Annotated in this window: 20 protein-coding genes; 18 read left to right on the forward strand and 2 right to left on the reverse strand. The window is 72.9% G+C overall.

The window, feature by feature from the left end; all coding sequences use genetic code 11:
* Positions 1-139 precede the first annotated feature (139 nt).
* Positions 140-571 carry a metallopeptidase family protein gene (locus tag MJ604_RS08800; RefSeq protein WP_243057962.1) on the reverse strand — a complete coding sequence of 144 codons (432 nt, stop codon included), beginning with the start codon at positions 569-571 and terminating at the stop codon, positions 140-142.
* Between the two features lie 78 nt (positions 572-649).
* On the opposite strand from MJ604_RS08800, the gene MJ604_RS08805 reads away from it, so the two are divergent.
* From MJ604_RS08805 to MJ604_RS08890, 18 genes are all read left to right on the forward strand, one after another.
* Positions 650-1009: a DUF3499 domain-containing protein gene (locus MJ604_RS08805; protein ID WP_243057963.1), complete on the forward strand. Its 360-nt coding sequence runs from the start codon at positions 650-652 to the stop codon at positions 1007-1009.
* Between the two features lie 20 nt (positions 1010-1029).
* Positions 1030-2403 carry a phosphomannomutase/phosphoglucomutase gene (locus MJ604_RS08810; protein ID WP_243057964.1) on the forward strand — a complete coding sequence of 458 codons (1374 nt, stop codon included), beginning with the start codon at positions 1030-1032 and terminating at the stop codon, positions 2401-2403.
* The gene (locus tag MJ604_RS08815; RefSeq protein WP_243057965.1) at positions 2400-2573 is read left to right on the forward strand and encodes a Trm112 family protein; all 174 of its coding nucleotides are present in this window, start codon (positions 2400-2402) and stop codon (positions 2571-2573) included. Before MJ604_RS08810 ends, MJ604_RS08815 begins: the two co-directional genes overlap by 4 nt.
* A 9-nt stretch (positions 2574-2582) precedes the next feature.
* Entirely contained in the window at positions 2583-3614 is a 1032-nt protein-coding gene (locus MJ604_RS08820) for an SIS domain-containing protein (RefSeq protein ID WP_243057966.1), read from the forward strand.
* A 28-nt stretch (positions 3615-3642) separates the two neighbouring features.
* A complete protein-coding gene (locus tag MJ604_RS08825; protein ID WP_243057967.1) occupies positions 3643-4734 on the forward strand; it encodes an acyltransferase family protein in 1092 nt (363 codons plus the stop codon).
* Positions 4735-4743: 9 nt separating this feature from the next.
* Positions 4744-5679 carry a DUF808 domain-containing protein gene (locus tag MJ604_RS08830; protein ID WP_243057968.1) on the forward strand — a complete coding sequence of 312 codons (936 nt, stop codon included), beginning with the start codon at positions 4744-4746 and terminating at the stop codon, positions 5677-5679.
* Between the two features lie 36 nt (positions 5680-5715).
* Entirely contained in the window at positions 5716-6456 is a 741-nt protein-coding gene (locus MJ604_RS08835) for a hypothetical protein (protein WP_243057969.1), read from the forward strand.
* Positions 6457-6547: 91 nt separating this feature from the next.
* Entirely contained in the window at positions 6548-8749 is a 2202-nt protein-coding gene (helR, locus tag MJ604_RS08840; RefSeq protein ID WP_243057970.1) for an RNA polymerase recycling motor ATPase HelR, read from the forward strand.
* Positions 8750-8766: 17 nt separating this feature from the next.
* Complete coding sequence (ahcY, locus tag MJ604_RS08845; RefSeq protein ID WP_243057971.1) at positions 8767-10194, forward strand: adenosylhomocysteinase; 1428 nt, start codon at positions 8767-8769, stop codon at positions 10192-10194.
* Between the two features lie 142 nt (positions 10195-10336).
* Positions 10337-11062 (forward strand): MtrAB system response regulator MtrA, encoded by a 726-nt coding sequence (gene mtrA / locus MJ604_RS08850; protein WP_243057972.1) that lies wholly within the window; start codon positions 10337-10339, stop codon positions 11060-11062.
* A gap of 8 nt (positions 11063-11070) precedes the next feature.
* Positions 11071-12696 (forward strand): MtrAB system histidine kinase MtrB, encoded by a 1626-nt coding sequence (gene mtrB, locus MJ604_RS08855; protein WP_243057973.1) that lies wholly within the window; start codon positions 11071-11073, stop codon positions 12694-12696.
* On the forward strand, positions 12693-14429 hold the full coding sequence (locus MJ604_RS08860) for an LpqB family beta-propeller domain-containing protein (RefSeq protein ID WP_243057974.1): 1737 nt from the start codon (positions 12693-12695) through the stop codon (positions 14427-14429). Before mtrB ends, MJ604_RS08860 begins: the two co-directional genes overlap by 4 nt.
* Positions 14430-14486: 57 nt before the next feature.
* The gene (locus MJ604_RS08865) at positions 14487-15227 is read left to right on the forward strand and encodes a ComF family protein (RefSeq protein ID WP_243057975.1); all 741 of its coding nucleotides are present in this window, start codon (positions 14487-14489) and stop codon (positions 15225-15227) included.
* A 392-nt stretch (positions 15228-15619) separates the two neighbouring features.
* The gene (gene hpf, locus MJ604_RS08870; RefSeq protein WP_243057976.1) at positions 15620-16240 is read left to right on the forward strand and encodes a ribosome hibernation-promoting factor, HPF/YfiA family; all 621 of its coding nucleotides are present in this window, start codon (positions 15620-15622) and stop codon (positions 16238-16240) included.
* Positions 16241-16343: 103 nt separating this feature from the next.
* Positions 16344-17027, forward strand: a complete 684-nt coding sequence (locus MJ604_RS08875; RefSeq protein ID WP_243057977.1) for a response regulator transcription factor — start codon at positions 16344-16346, stop codon at positions 17025-17027.
* Between the two features lie 178 nt (positions 17028-17205).
* Positions 17206-18387: a winged helix-turn-helix domain-containing protein gene (locus MJ604_RS08880; protein WP_243057978.1), complete on the forward strand. Its 1182-nt coding sequence runs from the start codon at positions 17206-17208 to the stop codon at positions 18385-18387.
* Positions 18388-18470: 83 nt separating this feature from the next.
* The gene (locus tag MJ604_RS08885; RefSeq protein ID WP_243057979.1) at positions 18471-19133 is read left to right on the forward strand and encodes a hypothetical protein; all 663 of its coding nucleotides are present in this window, start codon (positions 18471-18473) and stop codon (positions 19131-19133) included.
* Positions 19134-19176: 43 nt separating this feature from the next.
* Positions 19177-22479 (forward strand): AfsR/SARP family transcriptional regulator, encoded by a 3303-nt coding sequence (locus tag MJ604_RS08890; protein ID WP_243057980.1) that lies wholly within the window; start codon positions 19177-19179, stop codon positions 22477-22479.
* A 1-nt stretch (position 22480) separates the two neighbouring features.
* Here the strand turns inward: MJ604_RS08890 and MJ604_RS08895 are convergent, their stop codons facing one another.
* The gene (locus tag MJ604_RS08895; RefSeq protein ID WP_243057981.1) at positions 22481-23158 is read right to left on the reverse strand and encodes a hemerythrin domain-containing protein; all 678 of its coding nucleotides are present in this window, start codon (positions 23156-23158) and stop codon (positions 22481-22483) included.
* Positions 23159-23189 lie beyond the last annotated feature (31 nt).

Raw genomic sequence — 23189 nt, forward strand, 5'->3', positions numbered from 1 at the left:
AGCGCGTGCTTCGCAGCCCTCGCAGGCTGGGCTGTGAGTCCCTCGATCTCGATACGCCGGTCGCGGCCTCCTTCGTCGGCCGCGCGGCTACTCGATCCAGCGCGTGCTTCGCAGCCCTCGCAGGCTCGGGCTGCGCGCCCTAGTCGGACTCGTAGCGCGGGTCGACCTGCTCGGCGTCGATGCCGAGCAGCTCGGCGACCTGCTCCACCACGATCGTGAGCACCAGCGCCTCGAGGTCGGTGCGGGTCTCGCAGCGCCGCTCGATCGGCCGGCGGAACAGCACCAGCCGGGTCGGCGTACCCCCGCTGCCACGCACCAGCGAGGACAGCGGCACGGTCGCCGAGCTCCAGTCGTCGGGGATCTGCGGGGTGTCCTCGACGGCGTACTCCACCAGCCCGAGCCGGTCCTGCCAGCGCGCGTCGATGTCGGTGACGATGCCGAGCGCGAGGTCGTCGAAGCGCTCGCGTGCCGTCCTCAGCGCGGGACGTCCGGGCGCCTCCGGGAGCACTGCGGGGCCGCGCATCCCGCGTCCGCGCCGGTCCCGGAGCCTGGGGCGCGTCTGGCGATTCATGGGCGGCGCCACCGCCGCGTGTCATCCACGCCGCGAGCCTAATCCGGACCGGGTCGAGCGCCGGGTACCGTCTGCCGCGTGAGTCCTGCCCGCCGGTGTTCGCGTACCGCCTGTAGCCGTACCGCGGTCACCACCCTGACCTACGTCTACAGCGACCAGACCGCTGTCCTGGGCCCGCTCGCGACGTACGCCGAGCCGCACGCCTACGACCTGTGCGACGTGCACAGCGAGCGGCTCTCGGCCCCGCGCGGCTGGGAGGTCCTGCGCCTCGCGACCGGCCCCGTCGACCAGGGCCCGTCGGGCGACGACCTGCTCGCGCTCGCCGACGCGGTGCGCGAGGCCGCCCGTCCGGCCCCGCCGGCCCGGGTCTCGCCCGCCGAGGAGACCGGCCGGGTCACCACGCGACGCGGCCACCTCCGCTCGCTGTCGACCGACTGACTGCTACTACGCTCGCCTCCATGGCCGACACCCTCGACCCGGCGAACCTGCGTGCGGTCTTCAAGGCGTACGACGTCCGCGGCACCGTCCCGGACCAGATCGACGACAACCTCGCCCGCGCCACCGGCTGCGCGTTCGTGCGCGTGACGGGTGCCGCGACCGTGGTCGTCGGCCACGACATGCGGCCCAGCTCGGCCGGCATGGCCGCCGCGTTCGCCGAGGGCGCCAGCACCGCCGGCGCCGACGTCGTGATGATCGGGCTGGCGTCGACCGACCAGCTCTACTTCGCCTCCGGTCACCTCGGTCACCCGGGCGCGATGTTCACCGCGAGCCACAACCCGGCGCAGTACAACGGCATCAAGATGTGCCGCACCGAGGCCCAGCCGATCGGCATGGAGACCGGCCTCGCCGACATCCGCGACCTGGTCGAGGAGGGCGAGCCGCCGCACGGCGCGGCGCACGGCGAGATCACCGAGCACGACGTGCTCGACGCGTACGCCGCCCACCTGCTCGGCCTCGCGCCGGTGACCGGTCGCCGGCTCAAGGTCGTGGTCGACGCCGGCAACGGGATGGCCGGGCACACCGCCCCCGCCGTCTTCGACCGGCTCGGCGACGCCGTCGAGCTGGTGCCGATGTACTTCGAGCTCGACGGCACGTTCCCGAACCACGAGGCCAACCCGATCGAGGCCGAGAACCTCCGCGACCTGCAGGCCAAGGTGCTCGAGGTCGGCGCGGACGTCGGGCTCGCCTTCGACGGCGACGCCGACCGCTGCTTCGTGGTCGACGAGCAGGGGCGGGCGGTCTCGCCGTCGACCCTCACCGCGCTGATCGCCACCCGCGAGCTGGCCAAGGAGCCCGGCGCCACGGTGATCCACAACCTGATCACCAGCCGCGCCGTACCCGAGATCGTCGTGGAGCAGGGCGGCACCGCCGTCCGCACCCGGGTCGGCCACTCCTACATCAAGGCGACGATGGCCGAGACCGGCGCGATCTTCGGCGGCGAGCACAGCGGTCACTTCTACTTCCGCGACTTCTGGCGCGCCGACTCCGGGATGCTCGCGGCGCTGCACACGCTCGCGGCGCTGGCCGAGACCGAGCGGCCGCTGTCGGACCTGCTGGCGGAGTACGAGCGGTACGTCGTCAGCGGCGAGATCAACAGCACCGTCGCCGACCAGCAGGCCGTGATGGCCGAGATCGAGGCGGCCTACGCCGGCACCGACGGCGTCACCACCGACCGCCTCGACGGGCTCACCGTCAGCCACGACGACTGGACGTTCAACGTCCGGCCGTCGAACACCGAACCGCTGCTCCGGCTCAATGCCGAGGGCCGCGACGACGCCACCATGGCCGAGGTGCGCGACCGCGTCCTCGCCGAGATCAGGAGAGACCGATGAACGCCCCGAACCTCGACCCCGCACTGCTCGCGATCATCGTCTGCCCGGCCTGCCGGTCCAGCCTCGACCTCGTCGCCGAGGAGCTGGTCTGCAGCGGCTGCGGTCTCGCCTACCCGGTCCGCGACGACATCCCCGTGCTGCTCGTCGACGAGGCCCGCAAGCCGGCCTGAGGCACGACGATGGCGACCTGGTTCGACGAGTCCCGTCTCGACGACGCGACGGTCCTGGAGTCCGTCGACGGTCCGCTCCGCGTGCTCGCGGAGTCCGGTGCCCGGGTCCGCCGCGCCGCGGGTGACGCCGCCGAGGCGACCGCCGCCGCGGTGACCCGCGCCGAGGAGCTGGCCCGCCCGCGCGCGGTGATCGCGGCCGGCCCCGACTCCCGCCTCCTGCGCGCGGTGCTGGAGCCGTGGTGCCCGGTGCCGTTCGTCGCCTGGCCCGGCCCCGCGCTGCCCGGCTGGGCGGGCAGCCTCGACCTCGTGGTGGTGCTCGCGCCCGAGGGCTCGGACCCCGGCACCGCCTCCGCCGTCGCCGAGGCGGTACGCCGCGGCTGCCAGGTCGTGGTCGCCTGCCCGCCGACCTCGATGGTCGCCGAGCACGCCGCCGGCCGGTGGACCACGATCCTCCCGACCACGACGCAGGACCAGCTCGCGACCGCCGTGGTCGTGCTCGAGTACCTCGACCGGGTCTCGCTCGGCCCCCGCGCCGACGCCGAGCAGGTCGCCGAGGCCCTCGACGCGGTGGCCATCGCCTGCTCGCCGCACCGCGACCTCGCCGTGAACCCCGCCAAGATGCTGGCGATCGCGCTGGCCGACACCAACCCGATCGTCTGGGGTGGCTCCGTGCTGGCGGCTCGGGCCGCACGCCGGGTGGCCGAGTCGGTCCGCCGCTCCAGCGGCCGCTCCGCGCTGGCGGGCGACGCCGAGCACCTGCTGCCGGTGCTGGAGGCGGCCCGGGCACGCGACGTGTTCGACGACCCGTTCGCCGAGGGCAGCGGTGAGCGCCGGCCGATGCTGCTGGTGCTCGACGACGGCGCCGAGGAGCACGTGGTGCGCGAGCAGCGCGGCCGGCTCCAGGCGGCCGCCGCGGCCCGCGGGCTGCGCGTGGAGACCGTCACCACCGACGCCGCCACCGAGGTCGGCCGGTACGCATCGCTGCTGCTTAGCGGCACCTACGCCGCCGAGTACCTGCGGATCGGGCTCGTGGAGGACTAAGGCGCCGTGCACCCGGGTAGGGTCCTGCGTGCCGACCTCCACCCGCGATCCCTGGTTCGACAACGCCAAGATGGCCCTGGTCACGCTGGTCGTGGTCGGCCACGCCTGGACGCTGCTTCCCCAGACGGGCATGGTCGAGCACCTCTACGACTTCCTCTACGCCTGGCACGTGCCGGCGTTCGTGTTCGTCACCGGCTACCTCTCCCAGCGCTTCGCCTACACCAAGGCGCGCACCTGGCAGCTGTTCCGCACCATCGTGGTGCCGTACATCATCTTCGAGACCGCGCTCGGCCTGTTCCGCGTGTACGTCGGCGGCGAGCAGCTCGACGATCTCTTCCGCGACCCGCACTGGCCGATGTGGTACCTCGCCGCGCTGTTCTTCTGGCGGCTGCTGACCCCGATCTTCCGGCCGATGTGGGGCGGCGTGGTCGTCGCGGTCGCGATCAGCCTGGTCGCCGGGATGTACGCCGGCGACACCCTCGACATCGCCCGCGTCCTGGGCCTGCTGCCGTTCTTCGTCATGGGTCTGAAGGCGACGCCGGAACGGCTCGAGTGGCTGCGCCGCAAGCCCGCCCAGGCGGCTGCTGCCTGCGTGCTGCTCGCGCTGTGGGTGCTGACCACGTGGACGGACGTCTGGGCGAGCACCGAGTGGCTCTACTACCGCTCGCGCTACGACGAGATGGGCTACGCCGACGATCTCAACGCGCTGCTCACCCGGGCGCTGGTGCTCGCGATCGGCACGCTCGGGGCCGCGGCGTTCCTCTCGCTGGTGCCGCGCACCTTCACCTGGTTCACCAAGCTCGGCGCCGCGACCCTGGTCGTCTACCTCTTCCACGGCTTCTTCGTGAAGGGGACGTCGTACGCCGGCTACGGCGACTGGGCCGACGAGCACGCCCTGCTCGCGTTCGGCGTGACCACGCTGGCCGCGCTGCTGCTGGCGCTGGGCCTGGCCTGGAAGCCGGTCTCCTCGCGCCTCGTCGACCTCGTCGACCCGTTCGGCTACGCCGAGCGCCACGTCCAGCACGCGGTCGACCTGACCGTCGCGAAGGACCAGGTCCAGCCGGAGGTGCAGGCCGAGGTCGAGGCGGCCGTGCGCGAGGAGCATCTGACCTCCCGCTAGCCTTCGGGCATGGCTGGAGGTCTGTTCGCGCTGCTCGACGACGTCGCCGCGCTCGCGCGGCTTGCCGCCGCCTCGGTGGACGACGTGGGGGCGGCCGCGGGCCGCGCGACCACGAAGGCCGCCGGTGTCGTCGTCGACGACACCGCGGTGACGCCGCAGTACGTCCACGGCGTCGCCGCCGAGCGCGAGCTCCCGATGATCCGCAGGATCGCGTGGGGCTCGATCCGCAACAAGCTGCTGTTCATCCTCCCGGCGGCGATGCTGCTCAGCCAGTTCCTGCCGTGGCTGCTGACCCCGATCCTCATGGTCGGCGGCAGCTACCTCTGCTACGAGGGTGCCGAGAAGATCTGGGGCCGGATCCGCGGGCACGACGACCACGGGGTGGTGCTCGCCGGCACCGGCGAGGAGGCCGAGAAGCAGATGGTCTCCGGCGCGATCCGGACCGACTTCATCCTGTCGGCCGAGATCATGGTGATCGCGCTCAACGAGGTCGCCGACGAGTCGTTCCTCAACCGGCTGCTGATCCTCGTCGTGGTCGCGATCGTCATCACCATCGCGGTGTACGGCGTGGTCGGCGTGATCGTGAAGATGGACGACGTCGGCCTGCACCTGGCCGGCCGGAGGTCGGCCGCCGCGCAGGCGATCGGCCGCGGCCTGGTCGCCGCGATGCCGCGCCTGCTCGCCGTGATCTCGGTGGTCGGCATCGCCGCGATGCTCTGGGTCGGTGGGCACATCCTGCTCAACGGCATGGAGGAGCTCGGCTTCCATGCGCCGTACGACTTCGTCCACGACCTCGAGCACGACGTCGAGCGCGCCGTGGAGAGCGGGTTCGGCAGCGTCCTGGCCTGGCTCACCAACACCGTGTTCTCGGCGATCCTCGGCGTGGTCGTCGGCGCGATCCTGGTCGCGGTCATGCACCTCGTGCCCAAGCGCGCCAAGCACTGACCGGAACCGGTCCCGGCCGGTCGTCGTCCGACCGGCATGCGCGTCGCCCTGCTCGCCCTGGTGCTGCTGCTCGTCGGCTGCACCCATGACCCCGGGGTCGTCATCGACGACCCGGTGCTGGAGCCGTACGACGGACCGCTGCACGTCGCGTTCGACGACGCTGAGTACGGCGCTGCCGGCCTCGCCCTCGGCTGCCAGTGGAACCCGCAGGACGGGGGCGTCCTCGACGTCTCGGCCACGGGGGACGACCCGGAGGCGGCGTTCGCCGCCTGGCTCGGTGCCGAGGCCCCGGTCGTCCCCGACAGCGGCTACCAGCTGGAGCAGGTCGAGAACGGGCGAGCGCTGTTCTCGTTCGTGCAGGTGCTCAGCCGGGTGGTCGTGGTGATCCTCGCGGAGGTCGAGTCCGGCTGGGGTGTGGAGTCCTGGGCGGCGTGCGACCCCTCCGAGCTCGGCGTCGACACCGCGGAGTCCCTCGGTGTCGGGGTGTGGACCGGCCCCGGCAGGCCCCAGGTCACCTCCGAGGTCGTCACGTTCCGCGGCTCGGAGTCCTGCGGCATGCAGGGGACGCCGATCCTGCGCGTGGGTCTCGACGAGTACGTCAGGGACGGCTCGTCCGGCCTGCCCGCCGGCGCGGTCAACCGCGAGCTCCAGCGCGACGGCCGGACGCTCTGGCTCGGGGAGCACCCGCGAGCGGCGTACCTGGTGCCGGGGAGCGGCAGCGAGGTCCAGCGGTGGCCGGCGCTCGACGGGCCGACGGGCTGCGACTTCCGGAAATGACGAAGGCGAGGGGAACCCCTCGCCACTACCAAGGTATAGCGGACCCCGGGGCTTGCGGCAAGGCCCCCGGGCTGCCTCAGAATCGCCCATCGTGACGTCTGCTTTCGCGCTTCCGGACCACCTGACCGCCAAGGCCGAACCGGCCCTGATCGCCGCCGACGAGCGGCACTTCGCGGCGATCGCCGACAGCCTCGAGCACGCGACCGCCGACCTCACCGAGCGGCTCGACGCGGCCCGCCGCGCGCCCGGCGGGACCGGCCAGGAGGCGATGGACCGCGACCAGGAGGTGCACCGGCTGACCGCCCGGCTGCGGGCGCTGCGCCGCTTCGGCCTCGACCTCTGCCTCGGCCACATGGTGGGGGAGGACGGGGATGCGGTGTACGTCGGCCGCCTCGGCCTCACCGACAGCGACGGGCACCGGCTGCTCGTCGACTGGCGCTCGCCGGTCGCCGAGCCGTTCTTCGGGGCCACGCACGCCGACCCGATGGGCCTGACGTTCCGCCGCCGCTACCGCTGGACCGGCGGACGGGTCAGCGACTACTGGGACGAGGTGTTCACCGCCGACGGGTTCGAGGGCCACGCCGCCGCACTCGACGACCAGTCCGCGTTCATCGCCAGCCTGGGCAGCAGCCGGTCGCCGCGGATGCGCGACGTGCTCGGCACCATCCAGGCCGACCAGGACGCGATCATCCGCGCCGGGTCGCGCGGCACCCTCGTCGTCGACGGCGGGCCCGGCACCGGCAAGACCGTGGTCGCGCTGCACCGCACGGCGTACCTGCTCTACTCCGACCCACGGCTCGGGCACCGGCGTGGTGGCGTGCTGTTCGTCGGGCCGCACCAGCCCTACCTCGCCTACGTCGCCGACGTGCTGCCCAGCCTCGGCGAGGAGGGCGTGCAGACCTGCACGCTGCGCGACCTGCTGCCCGAGGGCGGGGACGCGGTCGCCGAGGCCGACCCGGAGGTCGCGCGCCTCAAGGCGACCGCGGAGATGGTCCGCGCGATCGAGCCCGGGGTCCGGCTCTACGAGGAGGTGCCGACCGAGGGCATGGACGTCGAGACCCCGTGGGGCGACGTCTGGCTGGGCACCGCGGACTGGGCCGAGGCGTTCGAGGCGGCCGACCCCGGCACACCCCACAACGAGGCGCGCGACCAGATCTGGGACGCGCTGCTGACGATCCTGGTCGACAAGCACCACGCCGATCACGGGGACGAGGAGGCGTCGCCCGACCTCCTGCGCCGCTCGCTCGCGCAGAACCGCGAGCTGGCCACGGTGTTCGACAAGGCCTGGCCGCTGCTCGACCCCACCGAGGTCGTCGAGGACCTGTGGTCGGTGCCGGCGTACCTGCGGCTCTGCGCGCCCTGGCTGGCACCCGAGGAGGTACGCCGGCTCCAGCGCGCCGAGCCGCGCGCGTGGACCCTGTCGGACCTGCCGCTGCTCGACGCGGCGCGGCTGCGCGTCGGCGACCCCGAGGCGTCGCGCCGACGGCGCCGGCAGGAGGCGGCGATCGCGGCGGAGCGTCAGCGCATGGACCAGGTCGTCGACGAGATGCTCCAGCTCGACGACGAGGACGGGATGTGGGCCCAGCTGCGCCAGGAGGGCATCCGGGACGCGCTCGTCGACCCCGATGCCGTGCCCGCCGGCGACCCCGACCTGCTCGCCGGACCGTTCGCGCACGTCGTCGTGGACGAGGCCCAGGAGCTCACCGACGCGGAGTGGCAGATGCTGCTGCTGCGCTGCCCGTCGCGCAGCTTCACGATCGTGGGGGACCGCGCCCAGGCGCGGCACGGGTTCACGGAGACGTGGGAGGAGCGCCTCGCGCGGGCCGGCCTCGACCGGGTCACGATGGCGTCGCTGAGCATCAACTACCGGACGCCGGAGGAGGTGATGGCCGAGGCCGAGCCGGTGATCCGTGCCGCGCTGCCGGACGCCAACGTGCCGACCTCCGTGCGCAGCAGCGGCGTACCGGTCCACCACGGCTCGGCCGCCGAGCTCGACGCGATCCTCGAGGGCTGGCTCGCCGAGCACGTCGAGGGCACCGCCTGCGTGATCGGCGACCCGACGTTCGTCGCGACCTCGCGCGTCCGGTCGCTGCCCCCCTCCCTCGCCAAGGGGCTCGAGTTCGACCTCGTCGTGCTCGTCGACCCGGAGGCGTTCGGGGAGGGCATCGAGGGAGCCGTCGACCGGTACGTCGCGATGACCCGCGCGACCCAGCGGCTCGTGGTTCTTCGAGGATTCTCAGATTCCGCGAGGCAAGACCTACGCTCGGATTCCGCAGCCAGCACTTGTCGATGAGACCCGCAGGAGCAGACATGGACTACAAGGTCGCCGACCTCAGCCTGGCCGACTTCGGCCGCACCGAGATCCAGCTCGCCGAGCACGAGATGCCCGGCCTGATGGCGATGCGCGAGCGCTACGGCGCCGAGCAGCCCCTCAAGGGCGCGAAGATCGCCGGCTCGCTGCACATGACCATCCAGACCGCGGTGCTCATCGAGACCCTGGTCGCGCTCGGCGCCGAGGTGCGCTGGGCGTCGTGCAACATCTTCTCCACCCAGGACCACGCCGCCGCGGCCATCGCCGTCGGCCCGAACGGCACCGTCGACGACCCGCAGGGCGTCCCGGTGTTCGCGTGGAAGGGCGAGACCCTGGAGGAGTACTGGTGGTGCACCCGCCAGATCCTCGACTGGGGCACCGACCAGCCGAACATGATCCTCGACGACGGCGGCGACGCGACCCTGCTCGTCCACCTCGGCGTCCAGGCCGAGAAGACCGGCACCGCGCCCGACCCGGCCACCGCCACCAGCCACGAGCAGAAGGTCATCTTCGAGGTGCTCAACGAGCAGCTCGCGGCCAACGCGTCGTACTGGACCCCGAAGGCCAACAGCATCAAGGGCGTGACGGAGGAGACCACCACCGGTGTCCACCGTCTCTACGAGATGATGAAGGAAGGCTCGCTGCTCTTCCCGGCCATCAACGTCAACGACTCGGTCACCAAGTCGAAGTTCGACAACAAGTACGGCTGCCGCCACTCGCTCATCGACGGCATCAACCGCGCCACCGACGTCCTCATCGGCGGCAAGGTCGCGGTCGTCTGCGGCTACGGCGACGTCGGCAAGGGCTGCGCCGAGTCGCTGCGCGGCCAGGGCGCTCGGGTCATCGTCACCGAGATCGACCCGATCTGCGCGCTGCAGGCCGCGATGGACGGCTACCAGGTCACCACGCTCGAGGACGCCCTCCCGGTCGCGGACATCATCATCACCGCCACCGGCAACAAGGACGTCGTCACCGTCGACCAGATGTCGCGCATGAAGCACCAGGCGATCGTCGGCAACATCGGCCACTTCGACAACGAGATCGACATGGCCGGCCTCGAGGCGCCGGGCGTCGCCGAGCGCAAGAACGTCAAGCCGCAGGTCGACGTCTGGACCTTCCCGAAGGGCAACTCGATCATCGTGCTGTCCGAGGGCCGCCTGATGAACCTCGGCAACGCGACCGGCCACCCGTCGTTCGTCATGTCGAACTCCTTCACCAACCAGGTCCTCGCGCAGATCGAGATCTTCACGAAGCCCGAGGAGTACCCGGTCGGCGTCTATGTGCTGCCCAAGCACCTCGACGAGGAGGTCGCGCGCCTGCACCTCGACTCGCTCGGCGTGAAGCTCACGACGCTGACCGGCGACCAGGCGTCGTACCTCGGAATCGACGTGGCCGGCCCGTACAAGCCCGAGCAGTACCGGTACTAGGGCGCTCGGCCCGAGCTTGCGGGGCTGAGAGTCACGCGCTGGATCGAGTAGCGACCGGCGTATCGAGATCTGAGTGGTCTCGATACGCCGCTCGTTCCTCGCAGGGCCACTCGACCACCGATCACCTGTCACTATGGACGACATGAGCGAGCCCGTCGGCGCCCCCAGCGGCCCACCCGCCGAGACCGCCGGCAAGGGCCGGATCCTGGTCGTCGACGACGACGCCTCGCTGGCCGAGATGCTCACGATCGTCCTGCGCCAGGAGGGCTTCGACAGCCGGATGTGCGGTCGCGGCGACGAGGCGATGGACGAGTTCCGCGACTACAAGCCGGACCTCGTGCTGCTCGACCTGATGCTCCCGGGCAAGGACGGCATCGACGTCTGCAAGGAGATCCGCGCGGAGTCCGGCGTCCCGATCGTGATGCTGACCGCCAAGGGCGACACCGTCGACGTGGTCGTGGGTCTCGAGTCCGGCGCCGACGACTACGTCGTCAAGCCGTTCAAGCCCAAGGAGCTGATCGCCCGGATCCGCGCGCGGGTCCGCCGCTTCGACACGCCCTCGCAGGAGACGCTGACGATCGGCGACCTGGCGATCGACGTCGCCGGCCACGCGGTCACCCGTGCGGGCGCGCCGATCAGCCTGACGCCGCTCGAGTTCGATCTGCTGGTCTGCCTGGCCCGCCGGCCGTGGCAGGTGTTCACGCGCGAGGTCCTCCTCGAGCAGGTCTGGGGCTACCGGCACGCCGCCGACACCCGCCTGGTGAACGTGCACGTGCAGCGGCTGCGCTCCAAGGTCGAGCACGACCCGGAGAACCCGGAGATCGTCGTGACCGTGCGCGGCGTGGGGTACAAAGCCGGAACGGCGTAGGTTCGCGGATGGTCCACCTGGCCAGGCTCCCGCGGCTCCCGGAGCCCACCCGCCGGGCGCTCACCTTCTGGCGCCGCTCGATCCAAGCCCGCGTCGTGATCAGCACCGTCGTGCTGTCCGCGGTGGTGTTCAGCGTGGTCGGGTGGTTCCTGCTCCAGCAGACCCGCGACGGCCTGCTCGAGAACCGCGTGGACGCGGTGGTCACCGAGGCCAACGGGGGTACGGCGGCGGCCCGCAACCTCCTCGACTCGGCGGTCGGCACCGACAGCGACGCCGACACCCAGCGCCAGCAGCTCGCGGCGACGATCATCCAGCGCGGCGAGACCCGCGGCTTCTCCGCGGTGCTGTTCGGCCCGTCGGAGCCGGGCAGCCGGATCACCGACGGTGGCGCGACGTTCACGCCGGGCCTCGACACCCACAGCGTTCCCGAGGACCTCCAGGCCCACTTCGACCACGACACCTCGACGGCGTGGACCTACACGAACATCGAGACCACCGACAGCGACGGGTCCACGTCCGAGGAGCCCGGCATCGTGGTCGCCTCCCAGGTGACGCTGCCGGCGGACTCCGAGACCTACACGCTCTACTACCTCTTCCCGCTCGACGAGCAGGCGCAGACGCTCGCGCTGGTGACGCGGGCGCTGCTCACCGCCGCGGTGCTGCTGCTCGTGCTGGTGGCCGGCATGACCTGGCTGGTGACCCGGCAGGTGGTCACCCCGATCCGGCTGGCCCGCCGGGTCGCCGAGCGGCTCGCGGCCGGCCAGCTCCAGGAGCGGCTCAAGGTGGCCGGCGAGGACGACCTCGCCCGTCTGGCGACGTCGTTCAACCAGATGGCCAGCAACTTGCAGCGCCAGATCCGCCAGCTCGAGGAGCTGAGCCGAGTGCAGCGCCGGTTCGTCTCCGACGTCTCGCACGAGCTGCGCACCCCGCTCACCACGGTGCGGATGGCCAGCGACGTGCTGCACGACGCCCGCACCGACTTCGACCCGGTGACCGCCCGGGCCGCGGAGCTGCTGCAGACCGAGCTCGACCGCTTCGAGACGCTGCTCGCCGACCTGCTCGAGATCAGCCGCTTCGACGCCGGCGCCGCCGTGCTCGAGGTCGACAACCTCGACCTGAGCGCGGTCGCGCGCCGCGTCGTCGAGGCCACCGCGCCGCTCGCCCACCAGCGCGGGGTCCAGGTGGTCGTGCGCGCCCCCGACGAGCCGTGCCTGGCCGAGGGCGACGTACGCCGGGTCGAGCGGATCGTGCGCAACCTGGTCACCAACGCCATCGACCACGCCGCCGTCGACGGCGAGGACGCCGGGATCGTCGTCCAGGTCGCCGGCGACGACCACGCCGCCGCGATCGCGGTGCGTGACCACGGCATCGGCCTGGCGCCGGGGGAGTCCTCGATGGTGTTCAACCGGTTCTGGCGCGCCGACCCGGCCCGCGCCCGCACCAGCGGCGGCACCGGCCTCGGGCTGTCGATCGCGCTCGAGGACACCCACCTGCACGGCGGCTGGCTCCAGGCCTGGGGTCGCCCGGGCGAGGGTGCGCAGTTCCGCCTCACCCTGCCCCGGCACGCCGGCAGCGTCCTGCGCCACAGCCCACTGCCGCTGGTCCCGGCCGACGTCGCGGAGCCGGTCTCGTGAACCGCACGATCGCGACCGCGCTCGCCGCCGCCTGCCTGGTGCTGGTGTCCGGCTGCGTCCGGGTGCCCACCGGCGGGCCGGTCGAGGAGACCAGGTCGGAGGGCAAGGTCAGCTCCGACCCGGGCGTCTTCATCGACCCGCGACCGCCCCAGGACGGCGAGGGCCCGGTCGAGATCGTCGACCACTTCCTCGACGCCATGCAGGCCACGCCGATCCAGACCCAGACCGCGCGCCGGTTCCTCAGCGAGGACGCCGACGCCGCCTGGGACCCCGGCCTCGAGACCATCACGTACGCCGAGCCGCCCGCGCCCATCGAGACGCCGGACGGAGTCCTGGTGACGCTGACCGGGGCCGACCGGCTCGACGAGCGTGGTGCCTGGCAGGGCGCGCTGCCCGCCGACCAGCGCGACATCACGTTCCCGATGGTCATGGAGGACGGCGAGTGGCGCATCGACGCTGCGCCCGACGCGCTGATCGTCCCCGAGGACTGGTTCGAGTCCCGCTACGTCCCCGCGTCGCTGTACTTCTTCGACCCGACCCAGAGCATCCTCGCGCCGGAGCCGATCTACGTGCCGAAGGGCGAGCAGCTCGCGTCGTCGCTGATCAAGAAGCTCGTGAAGGGCCCGGGCGACCAGCTGCGCCGCGTCGTGCAGAGCGCCGTACCGGCCGGCCTGGAGGTCGTGGTCGGCGTCCGGGTCTCGGGCGAGGGCGAGGCGGTCATCCCGCTCGCAGGCGAGGCCCAGCTGACCGCCGCGACCATCGAGCTGATGATGGCCCAGTTCGCCTGGACGCTCCGCCAGGACGCTGCGATCGAGACCATCCGGGTCACGCTGAACGGGGACGCGGTGCCGCTCCCGGGCGGGGTGTCGGCGTACCGCGTCGACGGCGGCGACGAGTACGACCCCGCGGGCTTCCGGGCCAGCCCGCTGCTCTACGGCCTCCGCGACGGCAGGGTCGTCTCCGGCACCCCGAGCGGGCTCTCGCCGGTCGCCGGGCCGCTCGGCTCCCGCGACCTCGGCCTCCGTTCGATCGGCACCAGCCTCGACGCGACCGCCGTGGCCGGCGTCGGCGCCGAGGGCACCTCGCTGCTCATGGGCGAGCTCGGTGACAGCGCGGACTCGAACCGCGTCGAGACGATCGTCTCGAGCGCCACCGACCTGCTCCGGCCGTCGTGGGACTTCGCCGGCCGGACCTGGCTCGTCGACCGCACCACCGCGGGCGCCCGGGTGCTGTACGTCTACGAGGACCGGGTCCAGGGACTGCGCATCCCCGGGCTCACCGGCACGAACGTCCGCTCGTTCCAGGTCTCGCGCGACGGCACGCGGCTGGTCGCGGTCGTGCGCCGCGACGGCAGCGACCTGCTCGTGGTCAGCCGGATCGAGCACTCCGGGACGGGACGGGTCGTCGGCGCGACGCGCACCGAGCGGATCGGCACCGGCGGCGAGGCCAACCTGCCGATCCGGTCGATCACGTGGGCCTCGCCCGAACGGCTGGCGATGCTGATCCCGTTGACACCGACGCTGACCCACGTGCAGCTGGTCTCGGTCGACGGATCGCCCGCCGTACCGGAAGCCGCCTCGGTCTCGCTCGAGGAGCGGCTGCACTCGCTGGCCGGGTCGCCGTACCCCGACGAGCCGCTGTACGGGCTCGCACGCGACACCCTCGTGCGCGTCGTCGACCAGGACTCGACGTCGATCGACCCCGGCATCACCACGCTCGTGTACGTCGGCTGATCCACAGGCCGCGCCCACCGGGTTGAGCCGGCCCGGCCGGTGGGCTGCGATCGGTGCATGCTCCTCGACGGTGCCCTCGACCTGCTGCTCGGCGGTGCCTGCGTCGGCTGCGGCCGCCCGGGCCGGTCGCTGTGCCGCGCGTGCGCCGTCCTGCTCCGCGCGGAGCCGCGCCCCGCGTGGCCGGACCCGGTGCCGGCCGGCCTGGCCGTGCCCTGGACGGCGGGGGAGTACGACGGCGTCGTGCGCGCGCTGCTCCTCGCGCACAAGGAGCACCGGGTGCTGGCGCTGCGCCGCCCGCTCGCGGGGCTGCTCGCCGACGCGGTCGCAGGCCTGCTCGGCGAGACACCGCCCGGCCCGGTCGTGCTGGTCCCGGTGCCCTCGCGCCCGGGCGTGGCCCGCGCCCGCGGGCACGAGCCCACGACGGCGCTGACCACGACCGCCGCGGGCCTGCTGCGGGGGGCCGGCGCCGACGCGGTGGCCCGCTCGCTGCTGCGCAGCAGGCGGGGTGTCGCCGACCAGGCCGGACTCGGCGCCGGCGACCGCGCGGCGAACCTCGCCGGCTCCATGCGGTGCCCGCCCGGCCCGCTGCGCCGGCTCGCGAGGACCCGCCCGCGGGCACGGTTCGTGGTCTGCGACGACGTGCTCACCACCGGTGCGACCGCCCGCGAGGCCCAGCGGGCGCTGGAGTCGATGGGCCTCGTGGTGGCCGGCGTGGCGACCGTGGCGGCGACGCGCCGGCGGCTTCCGGGCCGCGCAGCGGCCGTGTCTGGAAGGTCACCCGAATCTGGTCCCACCTGACCCTTTTGTGAGTGACGGCAGGGGACTAACGTCTGTGCATGGAGTCCGTCCGGGTCCGTGGTTGCGTCGTCGGGACGCCCGAGCGGGAGCCCGAACGGCAAGCCGATGCCAGTCGCAGGCGAAACGGTCCACGTAACCACGTCCTGCTCACGCAGGCCGTGGGATCACGGTGCGGCTTAGTGGTAAGTCCTGCCTCGTCCCCGTCGCCAGATGCGACGACGGTCGGGAGAAGGCCAGTAGTGGCATGCAAGCTGCGAACGTCTCAGCAGGCGATTGTGGGGTCGAAGACCAGGTCGGCCGGACGGACTCCGCTCTCTCTCGTGACCTGTCCCGAGGAGGGCATGGCCGAGAGCTGAGGCATCGAGAAACCAACTGTTCAACGGGAGGTTCACATGGAAGTTGTCGTCACGGGTCGTCACTGCGAGCTGTCTGACCGGTTTCGCAGTCACGTCGAGGACAAGCTCACCAAGCTCGAGAAGCACGATCACCGGATCATCCGGGTGAACGTCGAGGTCGAGAACGAACGCAACCCGCGGCAGGCCGATCGCGCCGTACGCCTCCAGCTCACCGCACTCTCGAAGGGACCCGTGATCCGGGCCGAGGCCTGTGCCGCCGACAAGATGGCCGCACTGGACCTCGCTCTCGACAAGATGGCCGCGCAGATGCGCCGGGCCTCCGACCGGAGGCGCGTGCACCACGGCCGCCACACGCCTGTCTCCGTCGGCGAGGCGCTCGCCGCCACCGCCACGGTCGAGGAGACCGAGGACGACGTCACGACCACCGAACGCCGCGTCGGCCCGATCGACGTGACCGGTGACGGTCCGCTCGTGGTCCGGGAGAAGACCCACCCGGCCACGCCGATGACGCTCGACCAGGCGCTCTACGAGATGGAGCTCGTCGGGCACGACTTCTACCTGTTCGTGGACAAGGAGAGCGAGCGTCCGTCGGTCGTCTACCGCCGCCGCGGCTACGACTACGGCGTGATCTCGCTGGACCTCGAATCCGGGCTCTGAGCGCAGAGCGCAGCAGTGGGGGTGGCCCGAACGGGCCACCCCCACTGTCTTGCCACCACCCGCCTGGGAGCCATCCGGGGTCCGTTCGTGCCATGATGCCCACGTGGCCGACGCGACGACCGACGCCGAGCGCGAGCCGATCCGTGTGCTCGTGGTCGACGACCAGGAGTTGTTCCGTCGCGGCCTGACGATGCTGCTGACCGTCGAGACGGGCATCGAGGTGGTCGGCGAGGCCGGTGACGGCGTCGAGGGGACCAACCTCGCGACCAGCACCACCCCGGACGTCGTACTCCTCGACATCCGGATGCCGAAGCGCTCCGGCATCGAGGCCTGCCGCGCCATCAAGGACGCCGTGCCGTCCACCAAGATCATCATGCTCACCGTCTCCGACGAGGAGGCCGACCTCTACGAGGCCGTGAAGAGCGGGGCCGCCGGCTACCTGCTCAAGGACTCCTCGATCGAGGAGGTCGCCCAGGCGGTCCGCGTGGTCGCCGACGGGCAGTCGCTGATCAGCCCGTCGATGGCGGTGAAGCTGATCGACGAGTTCAAGCAGATGTCACGCCCCGAGCGCGACCACGTCCCCGGCCTCCGGCTCACCGAGCGCGAGCTCGAGGTGCTCCGGCTGGTCGCCAAGGGCATGAACAACCGCGAGATCGCGCGCGACCTGTTCATCAGCGAGAACACCGTCAAGAACCACGTGCGCAACATCCTCGAGAAGCTGCAGCTGCACTCGCGGATGGAGGCGGTCATGTACGCCGTCAAGGAGAAGCTGCTTGATCTGCCGTAGTCCGACCGAGGAACGAGGTCGGACCACGAAGCAGCAAACAGTCGAGTAGCCGCGCGATCGAGGAACGAGGTCGCGACCGGCGTATCGAGACCAGATCGAGCGCAGCGGTCTCGACGACGCTCGCTGGCGCTCGCTGCTCGACCAACGTCGTGTCGGTGACGCCCACTAGCCTCGCCGCATGGAGTCGCTGAGCGTCGCGCAGGCGCGCCGGATCGCGCTGGCCGCCCAGGGTTTCCTCGACAAGCGGCACGCGGTGCCCACGATGCGCACCTTCCAGCGCACGCTCGAGCGCACCGGCGTCCTGCAGGTCGACTCGGTCAACGTGCTGCAGCGCGCGCACTACATGCCGCTCTACTCCCGGATGGGCCCGTACGACGTCGACCTGCTGCGCCGTGCCGGCGAGCAGCGGCCGCGCCGGATCGTGGAGTACTGGGCGCACGTGCAGGCGTTCATGCCGGTCGAGCTGTGGCCGGTGATGCAGCACCGGATGGACGACTACCGCGCCAAGCGCGGCAAGTGGGGCTTCGTGCAGGCCGACGACGAGCTCGAGCAGCGCCTGCTCGCCGAGCTGGGCGAGCTGGGCGCCTCGACCGCGCGCGACCTCGACGACGGCCTGCCGCGGGCCAAGGACAACTGGGGCTGGAACTGGTCGAAGACCCGCCGCGTCCTCGACTACCTCTACACCTCCGGCCAGGTGGCGATCGCCGGCCGCAACTCCCAGTTCGAGATCCGCTACGACCTCCCCGAGCGGGTGATCCCGCCGGCGGTGCTCGCCCTGCCCGTGCCGTCGCGGGCCGACGCGGCCCGCGAGCTGGTCCGCCGTGCCGCCCGGTCCCACGGCGTCGCGACGGTCCAGGACCTGCGCGACTACTACCGGATGGAGGTCGTCGACACCGCGACCGCGGTCGCGGAGCTGGTGGAGTCGGGGGAGCTGCTCCCCGTGGCCGTGGAGGGCTGGAAGCGCCCCGGCTACCTCCATGCCGAGGCGCGACTGCCGCGGCGCGTGAACGCCCGGGCGCTGCTGAGCCCGTTCGACCCGGTGGTGTGGGAGCGGGCGCGCACGGAGTCGCTGTTCGACTTCCACTACCGCATCGAGATCTACGTGCCCGCCGAGAAGCGCGTGCACGGCTACTACGTGCTGCCGTTCCTCCTCGGCGACCGCGTCGTCGGGCGGGTCGACCTCAAGGCGGAGCGCAAGGAGAGCCGGCTGGTCGTCAAGGGTGCGTACGCCGAGCCGACCGCTCCGCCGGAGACCGCCGAGGAGCTGTCGGCCGAGCTGCGCCAGCTCGCGGACTGGCTCGGCCTCGCGACGATCACGGTCGAGCCGCGGGGCGACCTGGCGCCGCTGCTCCGTCCGTGAGGCCTCCCGCTTCCAGCGCACGTCAAGAGGGCTGCAAGCCGTCGGGACCACCGTGGGTCCACCCACCACGGAAAGGTTCTGACATGTTCACGTTGCGCACCCACGGCTGGCGCCTCGCCCTGATCGCCTCCGGGATCCTGCTCGTCCTCGGCGGCCGGCTGCACCCGAGCGCCGACGCGGAGGACAGCCTGGCCGAGGAGCTGGCCACGATGGCCGCCGACGACCGCTGGATCCCGGGCCACGCCCTCATCGCGGCCAGCGCCGTGCTCCTCGCGGTGGGGCTGTGGGCCGCGTGGGGCTCCCGGGCGTGGCCGGCGCGGGTGCAGCTCCCGCTCGCGTTCGCCGCCGCGGCGTTCACCGCCTACGTCTTCGAGACCATCGCCCACCTGTCGGCCGGCGCCGACGCCGCCGACCTGGCGGCCGGTGAGACGGCTCCGGTGGCGATGACCCACATCGGCCTCTCGATCGTGCTCTACCCGATCACCGGGTGGGCGCTGATCCTGCTCGCCTGGTCGTTCGGTCGTGCGTGGCGTGGCTGGCGGCGCGGCGTCGCCGTCGTCGGGGTGGTCGCGGGCGTGCTGCAGACCTTCTCGGTCCCGCTCAGCATCCTGCTCCCGGATGCCGAGCTGAGCCCCGTGTTCGCCGGTGCGGCGATGCTGCTCGCGGTGTTCTCGATCGGCACCGGGCTCGTCGGCGCGCCTCGGCGTAGCGTGACGACGCCGGTCCCGCAGCCCGCGGCCGTCTGAATTACCCGGGCCGGCCGGCCCGAACCCGTCTAGTGTCCTGCGCGTGCAGATCCAGGTGCTGGGCGACCTCGAGGTCCGAGTCGCGGGTGACGCGGTCGACCTCGGCGGACCGAAGCCCCGGGCCCTGCTGGCGCTCCTGGTCGCCGCCGGGGGCCGGCCGGTCCCGGTCGAGCAGCTCATCGACCAGATGTGGGGCGAGGAGCCGCCGGCGCGGGTCGAGGCCTCGCTCCAGTCGTACGTCGCCCGGCTGCGACGGGTGCTGGAGCCCGACCGCAACCCGCGGAGCCCGGCTCGACGCCTGCGCACCCATGCCGGCGGCTACTCGCTGGACCTGACCGACGTCGACGTCGACGCGCGTCGGTTCGCCGAGCTCGTCCGGAACGCCCGGGCGACGGCGACCACCGATCCCGGCGGCGCGGACGAGGGGCTCCGTGCCGCGCTGGCGATGTGGCACGGGGAGCCGTACGCCGGGTACGACAGTCCGTCCCTGCGGGCCGAGGCCACCCGGCTCGACGAGCTCCGGACCGGGGCGGTCGGTGACCTGTGGGAGCTGAGGCTCGCGGGTGGCGAGCACCCCGAGGCGGTCGCCGAGCTCGAGCAGCTGGTCCGGCTCTACCCGCTCCAGGAGCGGCTGTGGGGCCTGCTGGCGCTGGCGCTCTACCGGTCGGCTCGCCAGGGAGACGCGCTCGCAGCCCTGCGCCGGGCCCGCGACCACCTCGCCGACGAGCTCGGCGTCGACCCCGGCCCCGAGCTGCGACACCTGGAGGAGCAGGTGCTGCGGCAGGACCCGGCTCTCGACCGCGCGGTCGTGAGCACCCCGGCGCCGGAGCCGGCGCCCGCGGCCGGACCCGGCCCGGCGTCGCCCGGCCTCCCGGGCCGCGAGGACGCGCTGGCCGCCGTCGACGAGGCGCTGACGGAGGCCGCCGCCGGTCGCGGTGGCGTCGTGCTGGTGACTGGCGAGCCCGGGATCGGGAAGACCCGGCTCGCGGAGGCGGTCGTCGACCTCGCCCGCGAGCGGGGACTGCGCACCGGCTGGGGCGGGTGGGACGCCGACGCGGCCCCGGCCCTCCACGGATGGACCCACGCGCTGAGGGAGCTCCTCGGACGCGACGTCCTGACCGACGGCTCCACCGGCCCGGCGGGCGACGCGGCCGCGGCGAGCTACCAGCAGGCGGACCTGGTGCTCGACGCCCTGGACGACGGCAAGCCGTCGCTGCTGGTCCTCGACGACGCCCACTGGGCCGACCACGAGAGCCTGCGCCTGCTGCGGCGGATCGCGGGCCAGCTCGGTCGGAGGCCGGTGCTGCTGCTCGTGACCACCCGCCGGGCGGTGGCCGAGATCGACGACACCTGGGCCGAGGTGCTCGCCACGATCGCCCGGCTGGGACCGCTGCGGCTGGACCTCGCTGGCCTCACCGCCGCGGACGTGGCCTCCTGGGTGTCGGCGCAGGCCGGTCGGGACGTGCCCGACGAGGTGGCCGGTGAGCTGGTACGCCGCACGGACGGCAACCCGTTCTTCGTCAGCGAGCTCGTGCGCCTGCTCGTCCGCGAGGGCTCGCTGCTCGACCTGGCCGCCGAGGCCTGGCGCGCCGTTCCGGGTGGGGTCCGGGACGTGGTCCGGCAGCGCTCCCGGCTCCTGAGCGCACCGGCGGCGGACCTCCTCGCGAGTGCCGCTGTGGTCGGGCGCAGCGTGGACCTGGCGGTCCTGGACGTCCTCGGCCGCTCGGCGGAGAGCGACGTGGACCTGGCCGAGGCGATCGAGGACGCCCAGGTCCTCGGCCTGGTCGAGGAGGACGGGCCAGGCCGGGTCCGGTTCACGCACGCCCTGGTGCGCGACGCGCTCTACGAGTCCCTGCCGGCGCCGGTGCGGGTGCGGCGGCACGCTGAGGTCGGTGCCGCGCTCGAGACGACGTACGCCGGCCGGATCGCCGAGCACGCCGCCGAGCTCGCCGAGCACTACCGGCAGGCGGGGCCGGCGCACGTGCGGTCGGCATGGGTCTTCGCGCGCCGGGCCTCCGACGTGGCCGCCGAGCAGGCGGCGTACGACGAGTCGGCGCGGCTGGCGCGGCTGGCCGTCGAGCTGCAGGGCGACGACCCGACCGTCATCGTCACCGAGCGGGAGGACGCCCTGGTCGCCCAGGCCCGCTCCCTGAACCGGATCTCGCGGCCCATCGAGGCCTGGCCGCCCGCCGAGCGCGCGTGCCGCTCGGCCCTGGACCGGGGCGACGCGGCGGCCGCGGCCGCCTGCCTGTGCGAGGTGACCGACGGGCTCGGCTGGGGCTGGCGCACCGACGCCGCCTACGACGACGACGCGATCGCACTGTGGCGACGGGTCCTGGACCTGCAGCCCGAGGACGCCGTGCTGACGCGGGCCCACCTCACCGCAGGGCTGGCCTTCGAGCACCTCCAGCGGCCGGGCGACTCCACGGAGTCGACCCGGCTGGCCGACGAGGCGGTGGCGATGGTCCGCCGGGCGGGCCGGACGGGGGCAGAGGAGCTTCCGGTGCTGAGGCTGGCGCAGCAGGCGCTGCTCCGCCCCGAGCTGCTCCACCACCGGATCCCGCTGGCCGACGAGATCGTCGAGGCCGCGGCCCGCGCCGGTACGCCGCACGACCTGGCGGCGGCGCTGGTCGGTCGCGCCCAGGAGCGCGGCGAGCTCGGTCGGTTCGAGGACGCGCGGTCGGACCTGGTCCGCGCCCTGGAGCTGGCCACCCACCACCACCTCCCGGAGGTGAAGGTGATCGGCGGTTGGTCGGAGGCGGTGCTCCTGCTGCTCGCCGGCGACCTCGAGGGGTCGCGGCAGGCGACCGACGCCAACGAGCAGCTCCAAGCGAGCCTGGCGGTCTCGGGGGAGGGCATCGCGGTCGCGCACCGCGTCTTCCTCAGCGACGTCCAGGGACGGCTGCCGGAGCTGGAGCCACAGCTGCGCCAGCTGCGGCTCTTCCACCCGGCACTCCTCGAGGTGCACGCACTGAGCATGGTCCGGGCCGACCGGCTGGACGAGCTGCGCTCGATGCTGGGTGGATGGAGCGAACAGCAGCCGGTGCTGCGCGACTACCAGTTCCTGCTCATGAGCAGCGTGCGCGCCGAGACCTGGCTCGCCCTCGGCGACCAGGCGGCCGCCGCCGACCTCTACGCCGACCTGCTGCCGTTCGCCGACCGCCTCGCGATGACGATGCCGGTCGGCTTCCGCGGCAGCATGCGGCTGACGCTCGGCCGGCTGGCGGCGGCCTTGGACGACGACGACGCCGCCCGCGAGCACCTCGAACGGGCACGCGCGCGCCACGACGAGCTCGGGCTGCCGTACTGGGTCGAGGTCGCGGAGAGCGAGCTCGCCGCCCTCTGAGTCAGGGGGTCGGGGTGCCGTGCACCCGGACGGCGTACTGCCGGAACGTGCGCCGGGCCAGCTTCGGCACCAGCCACCGCACCGGGCGGGGGGCCTCCGCCAACATCAGCGCGGGGCCGTCCGGGCCGCCGTCGTGCAGGAACATCCCCATCACCAGCAGGCCCCGGCCCTTGGGCGCGGTGGTCCGGCCGATCTCTCCGAGCCGGTTCCACTCGGCCTGCGACAGGGTGCGGGCCGCGATCGGCAGCAGCCGCTGCTCCTCGGCGTCGAGGTGCTCGGCGAGGTGCACGTACAGCGTGTCGACGAGGTCCGCGAGCCGGTCCCGCACCTCCGGGTCCGCGGTGTCCCGCAGCCGCGGCGTCAGGTCGTCGATCTCCTCGATCAGCCCGTCGACCCGGGCGTGCTGCGACTCCATCAGGTGCACGATCGGTGCCAGCTCCTCGGGCACCCGCTCCAGGAGCAGCGGCCACAGGTAGTCGTCCTCGGTCGTGTGGTGGTGGTGCAGGGCGAGGGTCAGGAAGGCGAGGTGGTCGGCGACGACCTCGGCCCGGGCCCGGTCGCCGGCCGGGACGCAGCGGACGACGCCGCCCGCCAGCCGGAACTCGCGGCGGAAGAAGGTGTGGATGGTGTTCATCGCCCGGGTGTCGACGAGTGACTCGGGTGAGGGCGTGGTGGTCATGGTGGCTCCAGGTCGATCGCAGGGGTCGGAT

It is taken from the genome of Nocardioides sp. SR21 (assembly GCF_022761125.1).
Taxonomy (GTDB): domain Bacteria; phylum Actinomycetota; class Actinomycetes; order Propionibacteriales; family Nocardioidaceae; genus Nocardioides.

Excerpts from the sequence above, each read along its gene's own strand:
- MJ604_RS08800 (WP_243057962.1), bottom strand. The coding sequence starts at position 571 with ATGAATCGCCAGACGCGCCCCAGGCTCCGGGACCGGCGCGGACGCGGG.
- MJ604_RS08810 (WP_243057964.1), top strand. The coding sequence starts at position 1,030 with ATGGCCGACACCCTCGACCCGGCGAACCTGCGTGCGGTCTTCAAGGCG.
- MJ604_RS08815 (WP_243057965.1), top strand. The coding sequence starts at position 2,400 with ATGAACGCCCCGAACCTCGACCCCGCACTGCTCGCGATCATCGTCTGC.
- MJ604_RS08820 (WP_243057966.1), top strand. The coding sequence starts at position 2,583 with ATGGCGACCTGGTTCGACGAGTCCCGTCTCGACGACGCGACGGTCCTG.
- MJ604_RS08830 (WP_243057968.1), top strand. The coding sequence starts at position 4,744 with ATGGCTGGAGGTCTGTTCGCGCTGCTCGACGACGTCGCCGCGCTCGCG.
- MJ604_RS08835 (WP_243057969.1), top strand. The coding sequence starts at position 5,716 with ATGCGCGTCGCCCTGCTCGCCCTGGTGCTGCTGCTCGTCGGCTGCACC.
- ahcY (WP_243057971.1), top strand. The coding sequence starts at position 8,767 with ATGGACTACAAGGTCGCCGACCTCAGCCTGGCCGACTTCGGCCGCACC.
- mtrA (WP_243057972.1), top strand. The coding sequence starts at position 10,337 with ATGAGCGAGCCCGTCGGCGCCCCCAGCGGCCCACCCGCCGAGACCGCC.
- mtrB (WP_243057973.1), top strand. The coding sequence starts at position 11,071 with ATGGTCCACCTGGCCAGGCTCCCGCGGCTCCCGGAGCCCACCCGCCGG.
- MJ604_RS08865 (WP_243057975.1), top strand. The coding sequence starts at position 14,487 with ATGCTCCTCGACGGTGCCCTCGACCTGCTGCTCGGCGGTGCCTGCGTC.
- hpf (WP_243057976.1), top strand. The coding sequence starts at position 15,620 with ATGGAAGTTGTCGTCACGGGTCGTCACTGCGAGCTGTCTGACCGGTTT.
- MJ604_RS08880 (WP_243057978.1), top strand. The coding sequence starts at position 17,206 with ATGGAGTCGCTGAGCGTCGCGCAGGCGCGCCGGATCGCGCTGGCCGCC.
- MJ604_RS08885 (WP_243057979.1), top strand. The coding sequence starts at position 18,471 with ATGTTCACGTTGCGCACCCACGGCTGGCGCCTCGCCCTGATCGCCTCC.
- MJ604_RS08895 (WP_243057981.1), bottom strand. The coding sequence starts at position 23,158 with ATGACCACCACGCCCTCACCCGAGTCACTCGTCGACACCCGGGCGATG.